The 16564-nt window shown below is 56.5% G+C and carries 14 protein-coding genes, 2 tRNA genes and 3 rRNA genes; 7 read left to right on the forward strand and 12 right to left on the reverse strand.

Features of this window, described 5'->3' with window-relative positions; translation table 11 throughout:
- Nucleotides 1-325: 325 nt before the first annotated feature.
- Nucleotides 326-784, reverse strand: coding sequence for an SRPBCC family protein (locus KI235_RS20980; RefSeq protein WP_003204010.1), 459 nt, complete (start codon nucleotides 782-784; stop codon nucleotides 326-328).
- A 142-nt stretch (nucleotides 785-926) separates the two neighbouring features.
- Between KI235_RS20980 and KI235_RS20985 the strand changes: the two genes are divergently transcribed.
- Complete coding sequence (locus tag KI235_RS20985; protein WP_212795285.1) at nucleotides 927-1328, forward strand: lysozyme inhibitor LprI family protein; 402 nt, start codon at nucleotides 927-929, stop codon at nucleotides 1326-1328.
- A 118-nt stretch (nucleotides 1329-1446) separates the two neighbouring features.
- On the opposite strand, the gene rrf is transcribed toward KI235_RS20985, so the two are convergent.
- From rrf to KI235_RS21010, 5 genes are all read right to left on the reverse strand, one after another.
- A 5S ribosomal RNA gene (gene rrf / locus KI235_RS20990) occupies nucleotides 1447-1562 on the reverse strand.
- Between the two features lie 168 nt (nucleotides 1563-1730).
- Nucleotides 1731-4622, reverse strand: a 23S ribosomal RNA gene (locus KI235_RS20995).
- Between the two features lie 241 nt (nucleotides 4623-4863).
- Nucleotides 4864-4939 (reverse strand) — tRNA-Ala (locus tag KI235_RS21000).
- Between the two features lie 10 nt (nucleotides 4940-4949).
- A tRNA-Ile gene (locus KI235_RS21005) sits at nucleotides 4950-5026 on the reverse strand.
- 123 nt (nucleotides 5027-5149) lie between these two features.
- A 16S ribosomal RNA gene (locus KI235_RS21010) occupies nucleotides 5150-6686 on the reverse strand.
- Together the 16S, 23S and 5S rRNA genes with 2 tRNA genes alongside form the textbook arrangement of a ribosomal RNA operon.
- Before the next feature lie 668 nt (nucleotides 6687-7354).
- Between KI235_RS21010 and rhtA the strand changes: the two genes are divergently transcribed.
- Together rhtA and KI235_RS21020 are read left to right on the forward strand one after the other, a co-directional pair.
- Nucleotides 7355-8245, forward strand: coding sequence for a threonine/homoserine exporter RhtA (rhtA, locus tag KI235_RS21015; RefSeq protein WP_003204016.1), 891 nt, complete (start codon nucleotides 7355-7357; stop codon nucleotides 8243-8245).
- Nucleotides 8246-8412: 167 nt separating this feature from the next.
- Nucleotides 8413-8694, forward strand: a complete 282-nt coding sequence (locus KI235_RS21020; RefSeq protein WP_003204018.1) for a hypothetical protein — start codon at nucleotides 8413-8415, stop codon at nucleotides 8692-8694.
- A gap of 6 nt (nucleotides 8695-8700) precedes the next feature.
- On the opposite strand, the gene KI235_RS21025 is transcribed toward KI235_RS21020, so the two are convergent.
- Nucleotides 8701-9270, reverse strand: a complete 570-nt coding sequence (locus KI235_RS21025; protein ID WP_003204020.1) for a TetR/AcrR family transcriptional regulator — start codon at nucleotides 9268-9270, stop codon at nucleotides 8701-8703.
- Between the two features lie 89 nt (nucleotides 9271-9359).
- Here KI235_RS21025 and KI235_RS21030 point away from each other — a divergent pair, with 89 nt between their 5' ends.
- Together KI235_RS21030 and KI235_RS21035 are read left to right on the forward strand one after the other, a co-directional pair.
- On the forward strand, nucleotides 9360-10088 hold the full coding sequence (locus KI235_RS21030) for an SDR family oxidoreductase (RefSeq protein ID WP_038858914.1): 729 nt from the start codon (nucleotides 9360-9362) through the stop codon (nucleotides 10086-10088).
- A 34-nt stretch (nucleotides 10089-10122) separates the two neighbouring features.
- Nucleotides 10123-10713, forward strand: a complete 591-nt coding sequence (locus KI235_RS21035; protein WP_038858913.1) for a 2-hydroxychromene-2-carboxylate isomerase — start codon at nucleotides 10123-10125, stop codon at nucleotides 10711-10713.
- A gap of 9 nt (nucleotides 10714-10722) precedes the next feature.
- On the opposite strand, the gene KI235_RS21040 is transcribed toward KI235_RS21035, so the two are convergent.
- The 5 genes from KI235_RS21040 to KI235_RS21060 all read right to left on the reverse strand — a co-directional run bounded on the left by KI235_RS21040 (nucleotide 10723) and on the right by KI235_RS21060 (nucleotide 15368).
- Nucleotides 10723-12531, reverse strand: coding sequence for an aminopeptidase P family protein (locus KI235_RS21040; protein ID WP_003204026.1), 1809 nt, complete (start codon nucleotides 12529-12531; stop codon nucleotides 10723-10725).
- 45 nt (nucleotides 12532-12576) lie between these two features.
- Complete coding sequence (locus KI235_RS21045) at nucleotides 12577-13743, reverse strand: aminotransferase class V-fold PLP-dependent enzyme (RefSeq protein ID WP_053163061.1); 1167 nt, start codon at nucleotides 13741-13743, stop codon at nucleotides 12577-12579.
- 159 nt (nucleotides 13744-13902) lie between these two features.
- On the reverse strand, nucleotides 13903-14517 hold the full coding sequence (locus KI235_RS21050) for a LysE family translocator (RefSeq protein ID WP_003204030.1): 615 nt from the start codon (nucleotides 14515-14517) through the stop codon (nucleotides 13903-13905).
- Nucleotides 14518-14619: 102 nt separating this feature from the next.
- Nucleotides 14620-14886, reverse strand: coding sequence for a hypothetical protein (locus KI235_RS21055; protein WP_053163063.1), 267 nt, complete (start codon nucleotides 14884-14886; stop codon nucleotides 14620-14622).
- Between the two features lie 116 nt (nucleotides 14887-15002).
- Entirely contained in the window at nucleotides 15003-15368 is a 366-nt protein-coding gene (locus KI235_RS21060) for an antibiotic biosynthesis monooxygenase (protein ID WP_003204033.1), read from the reverse strand.
- A gap of 96 nt (nucleotides 15369-15464) precedes the next feature.
- Here KI235_RS21060 and soxR point away from each other — a divergent pair, with 96 nt between their 5' ends.
- Entirely contained in the window at nucleotides 15465-15911 is a 447-nt protein-coding gene (gene soxR / locus KI235_RS21065) for a redox-sensitive transcriptional activator SoxR (RefSeq protein ID WP_003204035.1), read from the forward strand.
- Nucleotides 15912-16023: 112 nt separating this feature from the next.
- Nucleotides 16024-16482 (forward strand): VOC family protein, encoded by a 459-nt coding sequence (locus KI235_RS21070; protein ID WP_003204037.1) that lies wholly within the window; start codon nucleotides 16024-16026, stop codon nucleotides 16480-16482.
- Nucleotides 16483-16564: the final 82 nt, after the last annotated feature.

The following is a 16564-nucleotide window of genomic DNA, read 5'->3' on the forward strand; positions in this document are numbered from 1 at the left end:
ATAGATTAGGCCCATCGGTATCTTGGAAAAAGACGAGAAAGCAGCAACGGCGTGTAAGCGTTTCGCTATAGGACCTTCCCGGATTTTTTGCGGGCGAAAAAAAACCCGCCGAAGCGGGTTTTTCCAAGACCATTACGACTCCCTGTCGATAGCTTTCCTTGCAAGGTCGATCGTCCCTGATCCTGAGCACTTCCTGTGCTTCAGTGGATGAGTCCAGATTACGCCTCGGATCCAAAACGAAATAGACGACATAGCTACCATCTCGTGTAAGACATTCGCTATACCGCTCCCCTCCGAAAACCCTTAGCCCCTCAGCAGTCCTCGATCAAGACTTGCTCAGGAAGGCTTCAATATTGGCCATTTGCTCGTCCCAGCCACGGCTGTCCATGCGAAAAGCCTTGAGCCGGCGAGCCTCGGGAATGTTGTTGAAACCCGACTCCACGACTTTGAGCAAGGTACCGCCATCCATGTCTTCGAGTTCGAATAGCACCCGGGTTTCGGACTCTTGAGAGTAATCCACCTGCGGCTCGACAGCGTAAGGATGCCAGCGAAACGAGAACACCCGCTCAGGCTCCACCCGCTCCACGGCTACGTCCCAGATGAGATGCTCGTAACCTGGATAAGTGATTTGCCCCTGGGTACGCTCCCCTGCCACAAACCGTTTCCCCTCAAGGGCGACACCGAACCATTGGCCGAAAGCTTCGGCATTGGCCAGGGCTCGCCAGACATGAGAGCGCGGAGCCTTGAGCAGGATCTTTCTTTCAATGCGGTCGGATGAATGCATGAGTCACCTCCTGTGTTTCAACAGTAGGCTTGTAAGACCACAAGGCCAACCAGAAAGTTGTATCAGGATCACCTTCTCTAAAACTCTATGGAGCGATGTAAACTCACCCGGCGTTTTCACCCCCCTCAAGGAGAGACCAAACATGTCCCCGCGCTTGCTTCTGGCCCTGATGCCGCTGCTTTTCGTCACCGCTGCTCAGGCCGACGACTGTGCCGACGCCACCACTCAAGGCGAAATGAACCAATGCGCAGCCAAAGAAAACAAGGCCGCCGACAACGAGCTGAACAGCTTGTACAAGCAGATCACGGCACGCCTGAAGGACAATCCGGAGGCCCAGCAGATGCTGGTCAAGGCGCAGCGTGCCTGGATAGGCTTCCGTGACGCCGAATGCAATTTCTCCGCCTCCGGGGTCGAGGGCGGTAGCGTCTACCCGCTGATCTACAGCAACTGCATCACCACCCAGACTAAGGCCCGGGTCGAGGCATTCAAGAACTATCTCAAGTGCAAGGAAGGGGATCTGAGCTGCCCGGTACCCGAGGCTTAAGGGCCGGATGCAAAAAAGGATGACCTCTACAGGTCATCCTTTTTTTGGCCAACGATTTTTATTTCAGGCAAAAACAAAACCCCTACCTGCATCAGCAGATAGGGGTTTCGGAATTTAATCTTGACGATGACCTACTCTCACATGGGGAAACCCCACACTACCATCGGCGATGCATCGTTTCACTGCTGAGTTCGGGATGGGATCAGGTGGTTCCAATGCTCTATGGTCGTCAAGAAATTCGGGTACTGAGTCGCGGCCAGTCGGCCTCGCTTCAGCAAATTGGGTATGTGATAGCTTTGGTGTTTTGTGAGATTCGAACTTTCGGTTCGTTTCGTCTTCACACACCGCAATCTGGTCTCGTTCGCTTTTCAGCTCGGAGGATACAAATTGCTTGGGTGTTATATGGTCAAGCCTCACGGGCAATTAGTACAGGTTAGCTCAACGCCTCACAGCGCTTACACACCCTGCCTATCAACGTCGTAGTCTTCGACGGCCCTTCAGGGGACTCAAGGTCCCAGTGAGATCTCATCTTGAGGCAAGTTTCCCGCTTAGATGCTTTCAGCGGTTATCTTTCCCGAACATAGCTACCCGGCAATGCCACTGGCGTGACAACCGGAACACCAGAGGTTCGTCCACTCCGGTCCTCTCGTACTAGGAGCAGCCCCTCTCAAATCTCAAACGTCCACGGCAGATAGGGACCGAACTGTCTCACGACGTTCTAAACCCAGCTCGCGTACCACTTTAAATGGCGAACAGCCATACCCTTGGGACCGGCTTCAGCCCCAGGATGTGATGAGCCGACATCGAGGTGCCAAACACCGCCGTCGATATGAACTCTTGGGCGGTATCAGCCTGTTATCCCCGGAGTACCTTTTATCCGTTGAGCGATGGCCCTTCCATACAGAACCACCGGATCACTAAGACCTACTTTCGTACCTGCTCGACGTGTCTGTCTCGCAGTCAAGCGCGCTTTTGCCTTTATACTCTACGACCGATTTCCGACCGGTCTGAGCGCACCTTCGTACTCCTCCGTTACTCTTTAGGAGGAGACCGCCCCAGTCAAACTACCCACCATACACTGTCCTCGATCCGGATAACGGACCTGAGTTAGAACCTCAAAGTTGCCAGGGTGGTATTTCAAGGATGGCTCCACGCGAACTGGCGTCCACGCTTCAAAGCCTCCCACCTATCCTACACAAGCAAATTCAAAGTCCAGTGCAAAGCTATAGTAAAGGTTCACGGGGTCTTTCCGTCTAGCCGCGGATACACTGCATCTTCACAGCGATTTCAATTTCACTGAGTCTCGGGTGGAGACAGCGCCGCCATCGTTACGCCATTCGTGCAGGTCGGAACTTACCCGACAAGGAATTTCGCTACCTTAGGACCGTTATAGTTACGGCCGCCGTTTACCGGGGCTTCGATCAAGAGCTTCGCGTTAGCTAACCCCATCAATTAACCTTCCGGCACCGGGCAGGCGTCACACCCTATACGTCCACTTTCGTGTTTGCAGAGTGCTGTGTTTTTAATAAACAGTCGCAGCGGCCTGGTATCTTCGACCGGCGTGGGCTTACGCAGCAAGTGCTTCACCCTCACCGGCGCACCTTCTCCCGAAGTTACGGTGCCATTTTGCCTAGTTCCTTCACCCGAGTTCTCTCAAGCGCCTTGGTATTCTCTACCCAACCACCTGTGTCGGTTTGGGGTACGGTTCCTGGTTACCTGAAGCTTAGAAGCTTTTCTTGGAAGCATGGCATCAACCACTTCGTCACCCAAAGGGTAACTCGTCATCAGCTCTCGGCCTTAGAATCCCGGATTTACCTAAGATTCCAGCCTACCACCTTAAACTTGGACAACCAACGCCAAGCTGGCCTAGCCTTCTCCGTCCCTCCATCGCAATAACCAGAAGTACAGGAATATTAACCTGTTTTCCATCGACTACGCTTTTCAGCCTCGCCTTAGGGACCGACTAACCCTGCGTCGATTAACGTTGCGCAGGAAACCTTGGTCTTTCGGCGTGGGTGTTTTTCACACCCATTGTCGTTACTCATGTCAGCATTCGCACTTCTGATACCTCCAGCAAGCTTCTCAACTCACCTTCACAGGCTTACAGAACGCTCCTCTACCGCATCACTTGCGTGATACCCGTAGCTTCGGTGTATGGTTTGAGCCCCGTTACATCTTCCGCGCAGGCCGACTCGACTAGTGAGCTATTACGCTTTCTTTAAAGGGTGGCTGCTTCTAAGCCAACCTCCTAGCTGTCTAAGCCTTCCCACATCGTTTCCCACTTAACCATAACTTTGGGACCTTAGCTGACGGTCTGGGTTGTTTCCCTTTTCACGACGGACGTTAGCACCCGCCGTGTGTCTCCCATGCTCGGCACTTGTAGGTATTCGGAGTTTGCATCGGTTTGGTAAGTCGGGATGACCCCCTAGCCGAAACAGTGCTCTACCCCCTACAGTGATACATGAGGCGCTACCTAAATAGCTTTCGAGGAGAACCAGCTATCTCCGAGCTTGATTAGCCTTTCACTCCGATCCACAGGTCATCCGCTAACTTTTCAACGGTAGTCGGTTCGGTCCTCCAGTTAGTGTTACCCAACCTTCAACCTGCCCATGGATAGATCGCCCGGTTTCGGGTCTATTCCCAGCGACTAGACGCCCTATTAAGACTCGCTTTCGCTACGCCTCCCCTATTCGGTTAAGCTCGCCACTGAAAATAAGTCGCTGACCCATTATACAAAAGGTACGCAGTCACCCAACAAAGTGGGCTCCCACTGCTTGTACGCATACGGTTTCAGGATCTATTTCACTCCCCTCTCCGGGGTTCTTTTCGCCTTTCCCTCACGGTACTAGTTCACTATCGGTCAGTCAGTAGTATTTAGCCTTGGAGGATGGTCCCCCCATATTCAGACAAAGTTTCTCGTGCTCCGTCCTACTCGATTTCACTTCTAAGATCCTTTCGCGTACAGGGCTATCACCCACTATGGCCGCACTTTCCAGAGCGTTCCGCTAAAATCAAAGAAGCTTAAGGGCTAGTCCCCGTTCGCTCGCCACTACTAAGGGAATCTCGGTTGATTTCTTTTCCTCAGGGTACTTAGATGTTTCAGTTCCCCTGGTTCGCCTCTTGCACCTATGTATTCAGTACAAGATAACCATCTTATGATGGCTGGGTTCCCCCATTCAGACATCTCCGGATCAAAGTCTGTTTGCCGACTCCCCGAAGCTTTTCGCAGGCTACCACGTCTTTCATCGCCTCTGACTGCCAAGGCATCCACCGTATGCGCTTCTTCACTTGACCATATAACCCCAAGCAATCTGGTTATACTGTGAAGACGACATTCGCCGAAAATTCGATCTGGCTCTAAGAGCCACTCACAAATTTTACCTTAGCCTGATCCGTTACCAGTGAAAGTAACGTTCAGTCTATCTTTCTATCACATACCCAAATTTTTAAAGAACGATCTAATCAAAAGACTAGAAATCAACATTCACCATCACTTTGATGGAATGCTCATTTCTAAGCTTTCAGAAGCAGTTTATGGTGGAGCCAAGCGGGATCGAACCGCTGACCTCCTGCGTGCAAGGCAGGCGCTCTCCCAGCTGAGCTATGGCCCCATTACAAAATTGGTGGGTCTGGGCAGATTCGAACTGCCGACCTCACCCTTATCAGGGGTGCGCTCTAACCAACTGAGCTACAGACCCAATTTCGAGCTTGTAACTGTTAGCTATGAGCTATCAGCTTGGAGCTTAAAGCTGCTTCTATCGTCTTCTTCAATGAATCAAGCAATTCGTGTGGGAGCTCATGAAGCAGCTGCGGTCGTCGATTAAGGAGGTGATCCAGCCGCAGGTTCCCCTACGGCTACCTTGTTACGACTTCACCCCAGTCATGAATCACACCGTGGTAACCGTCCTCCCGAAGGTTAGACTAGCTACTTCTGGTGCAACCCACTCCCATGGTGTGACGGGCGGTGTGTACAAGGCCCGGGAACGTATTCACCGCGACATTCTGATTCGCGATTACTAGCGATTCCGACTTCACGCAGTCGAGTTGCAGACTGCGATCCGGACTACGATCGGTTTTGTGGGATTAGCTCCACCTCGCGGCTTGGCAACCCTCTGTACCGACCATTGTAGCACGTGTGTAGCCCAGGCCGTAAGGGCCATGATGACTTGACGTCATCCCCACCTTCCTCCGGTTTGTCACCGGCAGTCTCCTTAGAGTGCCCACCATTACGTGCTGGTAACTAAGGACAAGGGTTGCGCTCGTTACGGGACTTAACCCAACATCTCACGACACGAGCTGACGACAGCCATGCAGCACCTGTCTCAATGTTCCCGAAGGCACCAATCCATCTCTGGAAAGTTCATTGGATGTCAAGGCCTGGTAAGGTTCTTCGCGTTGCTTCGAATTAAACCACATGCTCCACCGCTTGTGCGGGCCCCCGTCAATTCATTTGAGTTTTAACCTTGCGGCCGTACTCCCCAGGCGGTCAACTTAATGCGTTAGCTGCGCCACTAAGAGCTCAAGGCTCCCAACGGCTAGTTGACATCGTTTACGGCGTGGACTACCAGGGTATCTAATCCTGTTTGCTCCCCACGCTTTCGCACCTCAGTGTCAGTATCAGTCCAGGTGGTCGCCTTCGCCACTGGTGTTCCTTCCTATATCTACGCATTTCACCGCTACACAGGAAATTCCACCACCCTCTACCATACTCTAGCTCGACAGTTTTGAATGCAGTTCCCAGGTTGAGCCCGGGGATTTCACATCCAACTTAACGAACCACCTACGCGCGCTTTACGCCCAGTAATTCCGATTAACGCTTGCACCCTCTGTATTACCGCGGCTGCTGGCACAGAGTTAGCCGGTGCTTATTCTGTCGGTAACGTCAAAACACTAACGTATTAGGTTAATGCCCTTCCTCCCAACTTAAAGTGCTTTACAATCCGAAGACCTTCTTCACACACGCGGCATGGCTGGATCAGGCTTTCGCCCATTGTCCAATATTCCCCACTGCTGCCTCCCGTAGGAGTCTGGACCGTGTCTCAGTTCCAGTGTGACTGATCATCCTCTCAGACCAGTTACGGATCGTCGCCTTGGTGAGCCATTACCCCACCAACTAGCTAATCCGACCTAGGCTCATCTGATAGCGCAAGGCCCGAAGGTCCCCTGCTTTCTCCCGTAGGACGTATGCGGTATTAGCGTCCGTTTCCGAGCGTTATCCCCCACTACCAGGCAGATTCCTAGGCATTACTCACCCGTCCGCCGCTCTCAAGAGGTGCAAGCACCTCTCTACCGCTCGACTTGCATGTGTTAGGCCTGCCGCCAGCGTTCAATCTGAGCCATGATCAAACTCTTCAGTTCAAACATCTTTGGGTTTTGAGAAAACCCTAAACTTGGCTCAGCAATCGTTGGTTACATCTTTGATTTCTCGCGGAGTAACTTGTGATGCTGATAATCTGTTGACTAGCAGTCTGACTCCACAAGCACCCACACGAATTGCTTGATTCAGTTGTTAAAGAGCGGTTGGCTGAGCCTTTCGTCTCAACCGAGGCGCGCATTCTACAGCGCCCCGTGTATCTGTCAAGCGGTTATTTTCAGAAGTTTTCAAAGTTTCCTTTGCAACTTCAACCACTTGCGCTTCCGATCTCTCGTTAGCGGGAGGCGAATTCTACAGCGTTACTCGCTGCTGTCAACACCTCTTTTTCACCGCTTTCGACCGAGAAGATCGAACCGCTGATAGAGCCAAACAACACCGCTCTACCTGCTCCTTCCGTGCTTCGATGAACTGAAGCCCAACACCTTCGAAACTTACTTAACTCATTGAATCTCAAGGAGTTTTCCGTTTCGACTGCGCCGGAAGTGGGGCGAATTATAGACTTCCAGAATCTGCCGTCAACCCTTAATTTGATTTTTCTATCTTTAGCCCGACACGACACTTAAATCTGCCCGGTATATAGACGGAATCGCTGCATATGCGCAATATACTGCTCAAAACAGCCCCCCGCCTTTATTCTGGACGACACTTCGTAATGACGCCCCCTCCACATCGCAGCCTGGCCTCCACCCTGTACCCGGTTGCCCTGCTATTAATAGCCATGGCTTCAATCCAATCAGGAGCCTCCCTCGCCAAAAGCATGTTCCCGGTAGTGGGCGCACAGGGCACAACGACGCTGCGACTCATTTTTGCCAGCCTCATCATGCTGTTATTGCTACGTCCCTGGCGCGCCAAGCTCACCGCCCAATCCCTGCGCACTGTGATCGTTTATGGAATGGCACTGGGCGGCATGAACTTTCTCTTCTATATGTCGGTTCGTACCGTTCCACTGGGCATTGCCGTGGCACTGGAGTTCACCGGGCCTCTGGCAGTCGCCATTTACGCCTCGCGCCGGGCAATCGACTTTCTCTGGATCGCCCTGGCAGTCGTTGGCCTGCTTCTGCTTATACCGACCGGAGCGACCAATGCCGGTATCGACCTGCTTGGAGCCGGCTATGCGCTGGGCGCAGGTTTCTGCTGGGCGCTGTACATCCTGTTTGGCCAGAAGGCTGGCGCGGACAATGGTGTGCAAACCGCCGCACTGGGGGTGATGATCGCCGCCCTGTTCGTCGCACCGATTGGTATCGTGCACGCGGGCGCCGCATTGCTCACACCGAGCCTGATTCCAATCGCCATCGGCGTCGCCATTCTATCTACGGCCCTGCCCTACACCCTGGAAATGATCTCCCTGACCCGAATGCCAGCCCGCACTTTCGGCACGCTGATGAGCGTCGAACCGGCAGTCGCGGCCCTGTCGGGGCTGGTCTTTCTGCAGGAGTACTTGTCCTTGGCCCAATGGTTAGCCATTACCTGCATCATCCTCGCGTCGGTCGGCGCAACGATGACCATGGCCAACACTGCGAAGCCTGCCGTCGCGGCAGATTGAAGCAGGATTTAACGAAGGTCTGGTATTTGCCACGCATTTAGGCCATGTTTAGACCGGTAACCCAATGTCAAACATGGATTTTTCATACAGGACGTCATGAACGCTTCAAGCAAGAGCGAACACAATCGTACGTGGACACAAGATTCACGACGATTATAAGGACAGGAATGAAACGAATTTTGATACTGATCGCCGTACTTGCAGTAGCGGGCTGTGCGGCAACATCGAAAACTGAAGTCAAACGCGGTAAAAAAGGCCTGCACATCAACTGCTCCGGCCTATCCTCATCCTGGGATCAGTGCGCCGCCAGCGCCGCCAATTCATGTGCTCCCAAGGGTTACAAGGTCATTGCCAAGTCCGGCGACGTCGTCGAGGAACCCGGGGACTATCCCTTCGGGCTCAATCCCGCTGGCTATACCAGCCGCAGCATGATCGTCATTTGTAAATAGGTCACGTCAGTCGAGCCCTTGCTCGGCCATTCGGCGCCTAATCTCCTCATGACTGGACTTGAGGACGTCACGCTGGACCTGCGGCGTGACCAGCATCCGCGCAACTACCAATGCTCCCACGCATTGAGACAGGATGGCCCAGGCCAGACTATCGCTTCCCAATATCCGCGCCCAGCTTTCGTGCAAACGACAGATCCACGTTTGCGCCGTCTCCCTCACCTGGACATCCGATCGCGCGATCTCGGCCCCCAGCACTGGCAACGCACACCCTGCATCGGGCTGCTCAACATGGCTCATGCTCAAGTACTGCTTGAGGCAGCGCTCCAGCTTCATTGAGTCCATGGCACCGTCGCCACTCAGACGATCCAGGCTTTGGGCCAACTCCCGCTCGACAATGGCCTTGAAGAGCTCATCCTTCGATGAGAAGTGGCTATAAAACGCGCCGCCGCTCAACCCGATTGCTTTCATCAAGCCATCGACACCGACCGTGGAGAAACCCGACTTCTTGGCGGAGACGGCACTGCTGGCGAGCAGTTTCTCGCGGGTTTCCATTTTGTGATTGGCTGAATATCGCATGGCCCTGCCCCTGATTGCTTACCTTGACGCTTGCCGGATCTTAGCATAACGTCCGTTTAGTTAACGATCGTTTACCAATAAGGCTGACCATGAATAACAATAGAGTCGTACTGGTTGTTGGCGCGGGCGACGCCACGGGTGGCGCGATTGCCAGACGCTTTGCACAGGAAGGTTTTGTTGCCTGTGTTACTCGCCGCAGCGCCGACAAACTCGAACCCCTGGTGGATGGAATTCGTGCCCAAGGCGGCGAAGCCCACGGGTTTGCCTGTGATGCGCGTAAAGAAGACGACGTGATCGCACTCATCGAGCAAATCGAGAACCAGATCGGCCCGATCGAAGCCTTTGTGTTCAACATCGGCGCCAACGTCCCCTGCAGCATCCTCGAAGAAACCGCGCGCAAGTATTTCAAGATATGGGAAATGGCCTGTTTCTCAGGCTTTCTCAATGCACGGGAAGTGGCCAAGCGCATGGTCAAGCGCCAGCGCGGGACGATTCTGTTTACCGGGGCAACGGCGGGATTGCGCGGCGCTTCGGGGTTCGCCGCATTCGCGGGCGCCAAACATGGCATACGGGCACTGGCCCAGAGCATGGCCCGTGAGCTGGGGCCGCTGAATATTCACGTGGCCCACGTGGTGGTGGACGGCGCCATCGACACCGACTTCATCCGCGATAATTTCCCGGAAAAATATGCCACCAAGGATCAGGACGGCATCCTGAACCCTGAACACATCGCCAACAATTATTGGTACCTGCACAGCCAACCCCGCGACGCCTGGACCTTCGAGCTGGACCTGCGGCCCTGGAGCGAACGCTGGTAACCCCTCCCCTCACAACAACAAGAGAGCAGATCCCATGAGCAAATCGGTGGAGTTTTACTTCGATCTCGGCAGCCCGACCACTTACCTGGCCTACACCCAGTTGCCGACGCTGTGCGCGCAGACCAACAGCCAGTTGATCTATCGTCCGATGTTGTTGGGCGGCGTCTTCAAGGCAACCGGCAATGCATCACCGGCGACAGTGCCGGCCAAGAACCCTTACCTGTTCAAGGACCTGAATCGCTTCGCCAAACGCTACGGCGTCGCCTTCAAGTTCAATCCACACTTCCCCATCAACACGCTGCAGCTGATGCGCGCGGTGACTGGCATGCAGTTGTGCCAACCTGAACGCTTCGAGGCCTTCGTCGATTGTCTGTTCCGCGCCTTTTGGGTGGATGGCCGCAACCTCAACGACCCGACGACTGTCGCAGCGGTCCTGAACGAGGGCGGTTTCGATGCCGACTATGTGCTGGCATTGACGAACGACGAGCAGGTCAAGCAAGCACTCAAGATCACCACTGAAGAAGCCATCGCACGGGGCGTGTTCGGCGCCCCGAGCATGTTTGTCGGCAACGAGTTGTTCTTCGGCCAGGATCGGTTGGACTTCGTCCGTGAAGCCCTCGCCTGATCCTCTACTTCAAATCGCTATCGTTCGCGTGTTGAGCCATTGCAGTGCGTCACCGTCCAGCAACGGGCTCAAGCGACGCTGAACCTCGGCGTGGTAGGCGTTGAACCAGTCTTTTTCGTCCTGGGTCAGCAGCGAAGGTTCCAGGCAGCGGGTGTCGATCGGACAAAGGGTCAGGGTTTCGAACTCAAGGAACTCGCCGAACTCGCTGCTTCCGGCGTCACGGTTCAACACCAGGTTCTCGATGCGCACACCCCAGCGACCGGGGCGATAAGTGCCCGGTTCGATGGAGGTGATCATGCCCGCCTGCATCGCCGTTTGCGGCGCGGCAGCGGCTTGATAGGCAATCACCTGCGGGCCTTCGTGGACATTGAGAAAATAGCCGACGCCATGACCTGTGCCGTGGCCGTAATCCACCTGCTCCGCCCAGATCGGTGCGCGGGCGATGGCATCCAGCAACGGCGAAAGAATACCCCGCGGGAATTTGGCCCGGGACAGGGCAATCACGCCCTTGAGCACGCGCGTGCAATCACGTTTCTGCTCAGTGGTGGGTGTGCCGACCGGCACCATGCGAGTGATGTCAGTAGTGCCCCCCAAGTACTGGCCGCCGGAATCGATCAGCAACAGGCCATCACCTTCGATGACCGCATGGGCTTCTTCCGTGGCGTGGTAATGAGGCATCGCGCCGTTGGCGTTAAAGGCGGCGATGGTGTTGAAACTCAGGGAGACGAAGTCCGGCCGGCGCGTGCGGGCGGCGGTCAGGTGCTCGTCGATGGTCAACTCGGTGATGCGCTCGCGCCCCCAAGCCCCTTCCAGCCAGGCGAAGAACTCACAGAGCGCCGCGCCATCCTGCTCCATGGCCCGACGGATGTGCTCGGCGTCGGCCAGGCTTTTGCGGGACTTGGCCAGCGTCGTTGGATTGAGACCTTCGACCAGCTTCACGCCGCTGCCCAGGTTATCCAGCAAACCGACCGTCACCCGCGCCGGATCGATCTGCAAGCTCGCGCCGTCCGGCACTTCGCGCAACGCGGCGGCGGCTTCGCTGTAATCGCGCAGGGTCACGCCGTCCTGTTCAAGAACGGCACGCAGTGCCGCGTCAACCTTGTCCAGGGCTACGAACAGCGTTGCCTGTTGCTGGCTGATCAAGGCGAAGGAGACGAACACGGGGTTGAACGACACATCCGCGCCGCGCAGGTTGAACAACCAGGCGATGTCATCCAGCGTGGCGATGAAATGCCAGTCGGCACCTCGTTCCTTGAGGGATTCGCGCAGCTTGGCGAGTTTCTCGACCCGGCTGACGGTCGCCTGGGGTGGTAAATGGGCGTAGACCGGCTGATCCGGCAAGCTAGGGCGATCGCTCCAGGCCTCCTGGAGCAGATCGATGTCGGTACGCAACCGCGCGCCGCGCTCCGCAAGCTTGCCACCCAGGGTGCGGGCCGATGCCACGGCCATGACCGCACCGTCAACGGCGACCACCCCACCCTCAGGTGTTTGTTCGGCCAGCCAGTCCAAGGGGCCGGGCTGGCCAGGAATGAGCTTGACCAGCTCGATACCACTGCCCTCCAGCTCCTTGGTGGCCTGCTCCCAATAACGGCTATCGGCCCAGACGCCAGCGAAACTGCCGGTCACGATCAAGGTACCCACCGAGCCGTGGAAGCCCGACAGCCATTGCCGTCCCTGCCAATAGCCCGGCAAGTATTCAGACAGATGCGGGTCGGCTGATGGCACCAGCAGCGCATGAATGCCCTCTCGGCTCATCAGTTGGCGGATTTGGGCCAGGCGCTGGGGAACCAGTCCATGGGGCATAGGCTCGGTGCTCATTGCTTCTCCTGCTCATTGATATTGTTGTTCGATGCCGAAGACGGCTTATGGGGTAGTGGCCCAGAACGCCGGCGCAGTCGCGCACGCCGCCTGGATCAACCGCACCGCCTCGTCGATATCCTGTTCAGTGGTAAAGCGGCCCAGGCTCAAGCGAATGGTCCGCCCGGCCGCACGCGCATCGTGTCCCAAGGCCAGCAGCACGTGGGACGGGCTGTTCTGCGCCGAATTGCAGGCCGAGGTCGCGGAAAATGCAATCGATGCGCCCAACGTCGCCGGGTTGAACTCACCTTCGTTGAAGGTCAGGCTCAGCGTGTGGGGAATCCGGCGGCTCGCACTGCCGTTTATACGCACACCGGGCAAGGCCAGCAGCGGCTCAAGCAAACGATTGCGCAATCGGGCGATTTTAGCGAGCTCTTCGTCGAATGCCTCGGCCGCGAGTTCGAACGCAGCGCCCATGGCTGCGATCTGGTGGGTCGCCAGGGTCCCGGAGCGCAAACCGCCTTCATGGCCTCCGCCGTGAATCTGTGCCGACAGCCGTGGCCGGGCACGGTCGCCAACGTAGAGCGCCCCGATGCCCTTGGGGCCGTAGATCTTATGCGCGGAAAAAGACATCAGGTCCACCGGCCAACGAGACAGGTCGATCTGCACCTTGCCGGCGCCCTGGGCTGCGTCCACATGAAACAGCGCACTGTGCTCGCGAACGATCTCGCCGATGGCGATGACGTCGTTGACGGTGCCCAACTCGTTGTTCACCAGCATCAGCGACACCAGGAACGTGTCTTCGCGCAACGCCTCGCGAACCGCTTGCGGGCTGATCAGGCCCTCGGCGTCCGGCGCCAGCCAGGTCACCGCGAAGCCGCTCTCTTCGAGCTGGCGCGCCGTGTCGAGAATCGCCTTGTGTTCGATCAGACTGGTGATGACATGGCCGGTGGAACCACCGCGCGCCTGGGCTACCCCTTTGAGGGCCAGGTTGTTGGATTCGGTAGCGCCGGACGTCCAGACAATCTGTTCGGGCTGAGCCCCGACCAGTTGCACCACCTGCTGGCGGGCACTCTCTACCGAGCGCCGGGCCTCCTGGCCGAAGGCATGGGAACTGGAAGCCGGGTTGCCAAAGTTGCCGTCAAAGCCCAGACACTCGACCATGACCCGGATGACCCGCTCATCCACCGGCGTGGTGGCGGCGTAGTCGAAATACAAAGGACGTTTATTCATAGGAAACTCTCAGAGCCTGCTCCAGGATCAGGCGCCCTCGTTGGGTTCGAGACTAGCAATACCTGATCAAAGACCTTAAAGAAGTCGGACTTCGTTTAAAAGTGCGTAGGAACGCTCCTGAACAGCGAGCTTAGCAGGCATCGCGGCGAAGCTCAGCCCTCAACTGATGCTTTCGAGCAACAATGGATACAGCGAAGCGACCAACAGCAGCGCCATGCCCCAGTTGAACACGCGCAACCAGCGACGATCACGCAACAGGTTGCGCAACAGGCTGCCGCACACTACCCACAGGCTCACGCTTGGCAGGTTGATCAGGGCAAACACCGCCGCAATCACCAACACGTTGAAGAAATACCCCTGGAGTGGCGTGTACGTACTGATGGCACCGATGGCCATGATCCAGGCCTTGGGATTGACCCATTGGAACGCCGCTGCGCCCCAGTAGCTGATCGGCGTATTGTCCCCCGGCTGGCTTTCCGAAACCGGACCGGAGTGGGCGATTTTCCACGCCAGGTACAACAGGTACGCCGCGCCGATGTAGCGCAGCGCGGTATAGAGCAGTGGATAAGTCTGGAACACCGCGCCCAGGCCAAGGCCCACCGCCAGCACCAGGGAAAAGAAGCCGCAGGTAATACCCAGCATGTGAGGAATGGTGCGGTTGAAACCGAAATTGACACCCGAGGCCAACAACATGGTGTTGTTAGGGCCAGGCGTGATCGAGGTCACCAGGGCAAACAGGGCGAAGCCCAGCAGCAGGTCAAGCGAAAGGGTCATTTCAAGTCAGTCCATCAGGGCGGTCAGTCAAGTCATGACCCTACCCCACGCCTTGGCGCAAACCCACGGACAGTTGGGCAAAACTTTAAGCGGTACAGTCCCTCAGCTTGACCGGCCTGGCTGTTGCTCGAACCGCTCGGCACTCATCTGGCCCTGATCGTCGAAACCCACGTTTTTCTGCGACGAACCGAGCAGCTCGGCTTTTTTCGCGTGGTACTCATCGAACGAGAGGCCGCGACGATTCAAGGCTTCAAGAGCCAGTTCGCGGGTCTCGTCGGCGGTGTAGGGACGCAGCTCCGGGGAAGAACTGGCGCAACCGCCCAGGAGGGTGGCGGTCAACAGCAGCAAAACAGCAAAGGTACGGTTCATGGCAAGTGTCCGGTGTTCTGGAGTTGGGCGATGAACAAAGGCTACCCGCCAGCCCTGCGCCGCAGAAATCAACCCTCTCGATAGTGGCTATTGCCTTTGCGGATCAGCCGCCGCATTCAGTCGACCAACTGGCAATGCAGCGCGTTGTCCAGGCTGCGCTCGATGTTGCGCAGCACTTGGAACGAGCCGAACGTCACGGCTCTGGCTCGATGAGCCTGGATCAGCCGCCAGAAATCCTGCTCGCCACTTTCGAAGCTTTGAAGCGCCGCCTCGCCTGCCTCGCGGGTTTGCCACTGCAAATAGTTGAGCACCCGCCGACCATCCTCGCTGGCCTGGATACTGGCACTCAGGAACCCCTGGTGATCCCGAGCCAGGCGCTCGGTCTGTTCCGACAAGGCGGTTACCAGCGCCTGCTGCCATTGAGGCTCGATATCGAATTCCATCAACTGGGTGAAACTGCGATTGTTCCTTGGTGATTGCATGAAAGGTCCCCTCTGCACGTAAGGCGGATCTTGCGATCCGAACGCGTGCAGGGTAAAACCTCAAGTTAACTAGAGGTCAAGCAGTGAATTGAGGCGATGACGCAGATCGATGTCCACAAGGAACTTACCGTTGGCCAAGTGGCCGCCCGCAGCGGCGTGGCGGTCACGGCCCTGCACTTCTATGAATCCAAGGGGCTGATCAAAAGCACGCGCAACCAGGGCAATCAACGTCGCTACTCACGGGCAGTCTTGCGCCGCGTGGCGCTGATCAAGGTTGCCCAGCGCCTGGGCATTCCCTTGGCGGAAATCGGCGAGGCGTTGAAAAACCTGCCGGACAACCGTGCGCCAACGGCCGCCGACTGGCAGACCTTGTCGGCGCAGTGGAGCCGGGACCTGGACGAGCGCATCAACCAATTGATGACGCTGCGTGATCGACTCAACGGCTGCATCGGCTGCGGATGCCTGTCGATGGAGGCTTGCCCGCTGCGCAATCAGGGCGACGTGCTAGGCCAACAGGGACCGGGGGCGCATCTGCTGGAATAGTCGTGAGACGTTCGTCGGGCCGAGGGCCTGTATACGGCTGCTGGCCTATAGTGGATGGGCGCAAAACCGACGAAGACTCTCTTCGCCTCCCATAACAACAAGGAGAACCGTCATGGGCGTCAAAGCCATTCCCGAAGGTTTCCACAACATCACGCCCTACCTGGGCATTCAAAAAGCTGCCGAAGCCATCGATTTCTACAAAAAAGCCTTCAATGCCACCGAGGTCATGCGCCTGGCCATGCCCGACGGCGGCATCGGGCATGCAGAACTGCGGATAAACGGGTTTCCGATCATGCTCGGCACGCCTTGCGACCAGGGCCCGCTGAGCAACCCGGACCAATCGCCATCGGTCGGCCTGCATTTATATGTCGAGGACGTGGACAGCGCCTTTGCCCAGGCCATTGCTGCCGGTGGCACAGTGATTTCCGAGGTCAAGGACCAGTTCTACGGCGATCGTACCGGCACCTTGAAAGATCCCTATGGGCATCTCTGGTTCCTGGCGACGCACAAGGAAGATCTGAGCCAGGAACAGATCGAGCAACGGGCCAGGGAGATGTTTCAACAAGGCTGACGTACCATTGCTCCCGCGGGGTTACGCCCCGTAGGAGCTGTCGAGTGCAACGAGGCTGCGATCTTTCCCCTGACACTTGAGT

Source organism: Pseudomonas sp. St386 (assembly GCF_018325865.1).
Taxonomy (GTDB): Bacteria; Pseudomonadota; Gammaproteobacteria; order Pseudomonadales; family Pseudomonadaceae; genus Aquipseudomonas; species Aquipseudomonas brassicacearum.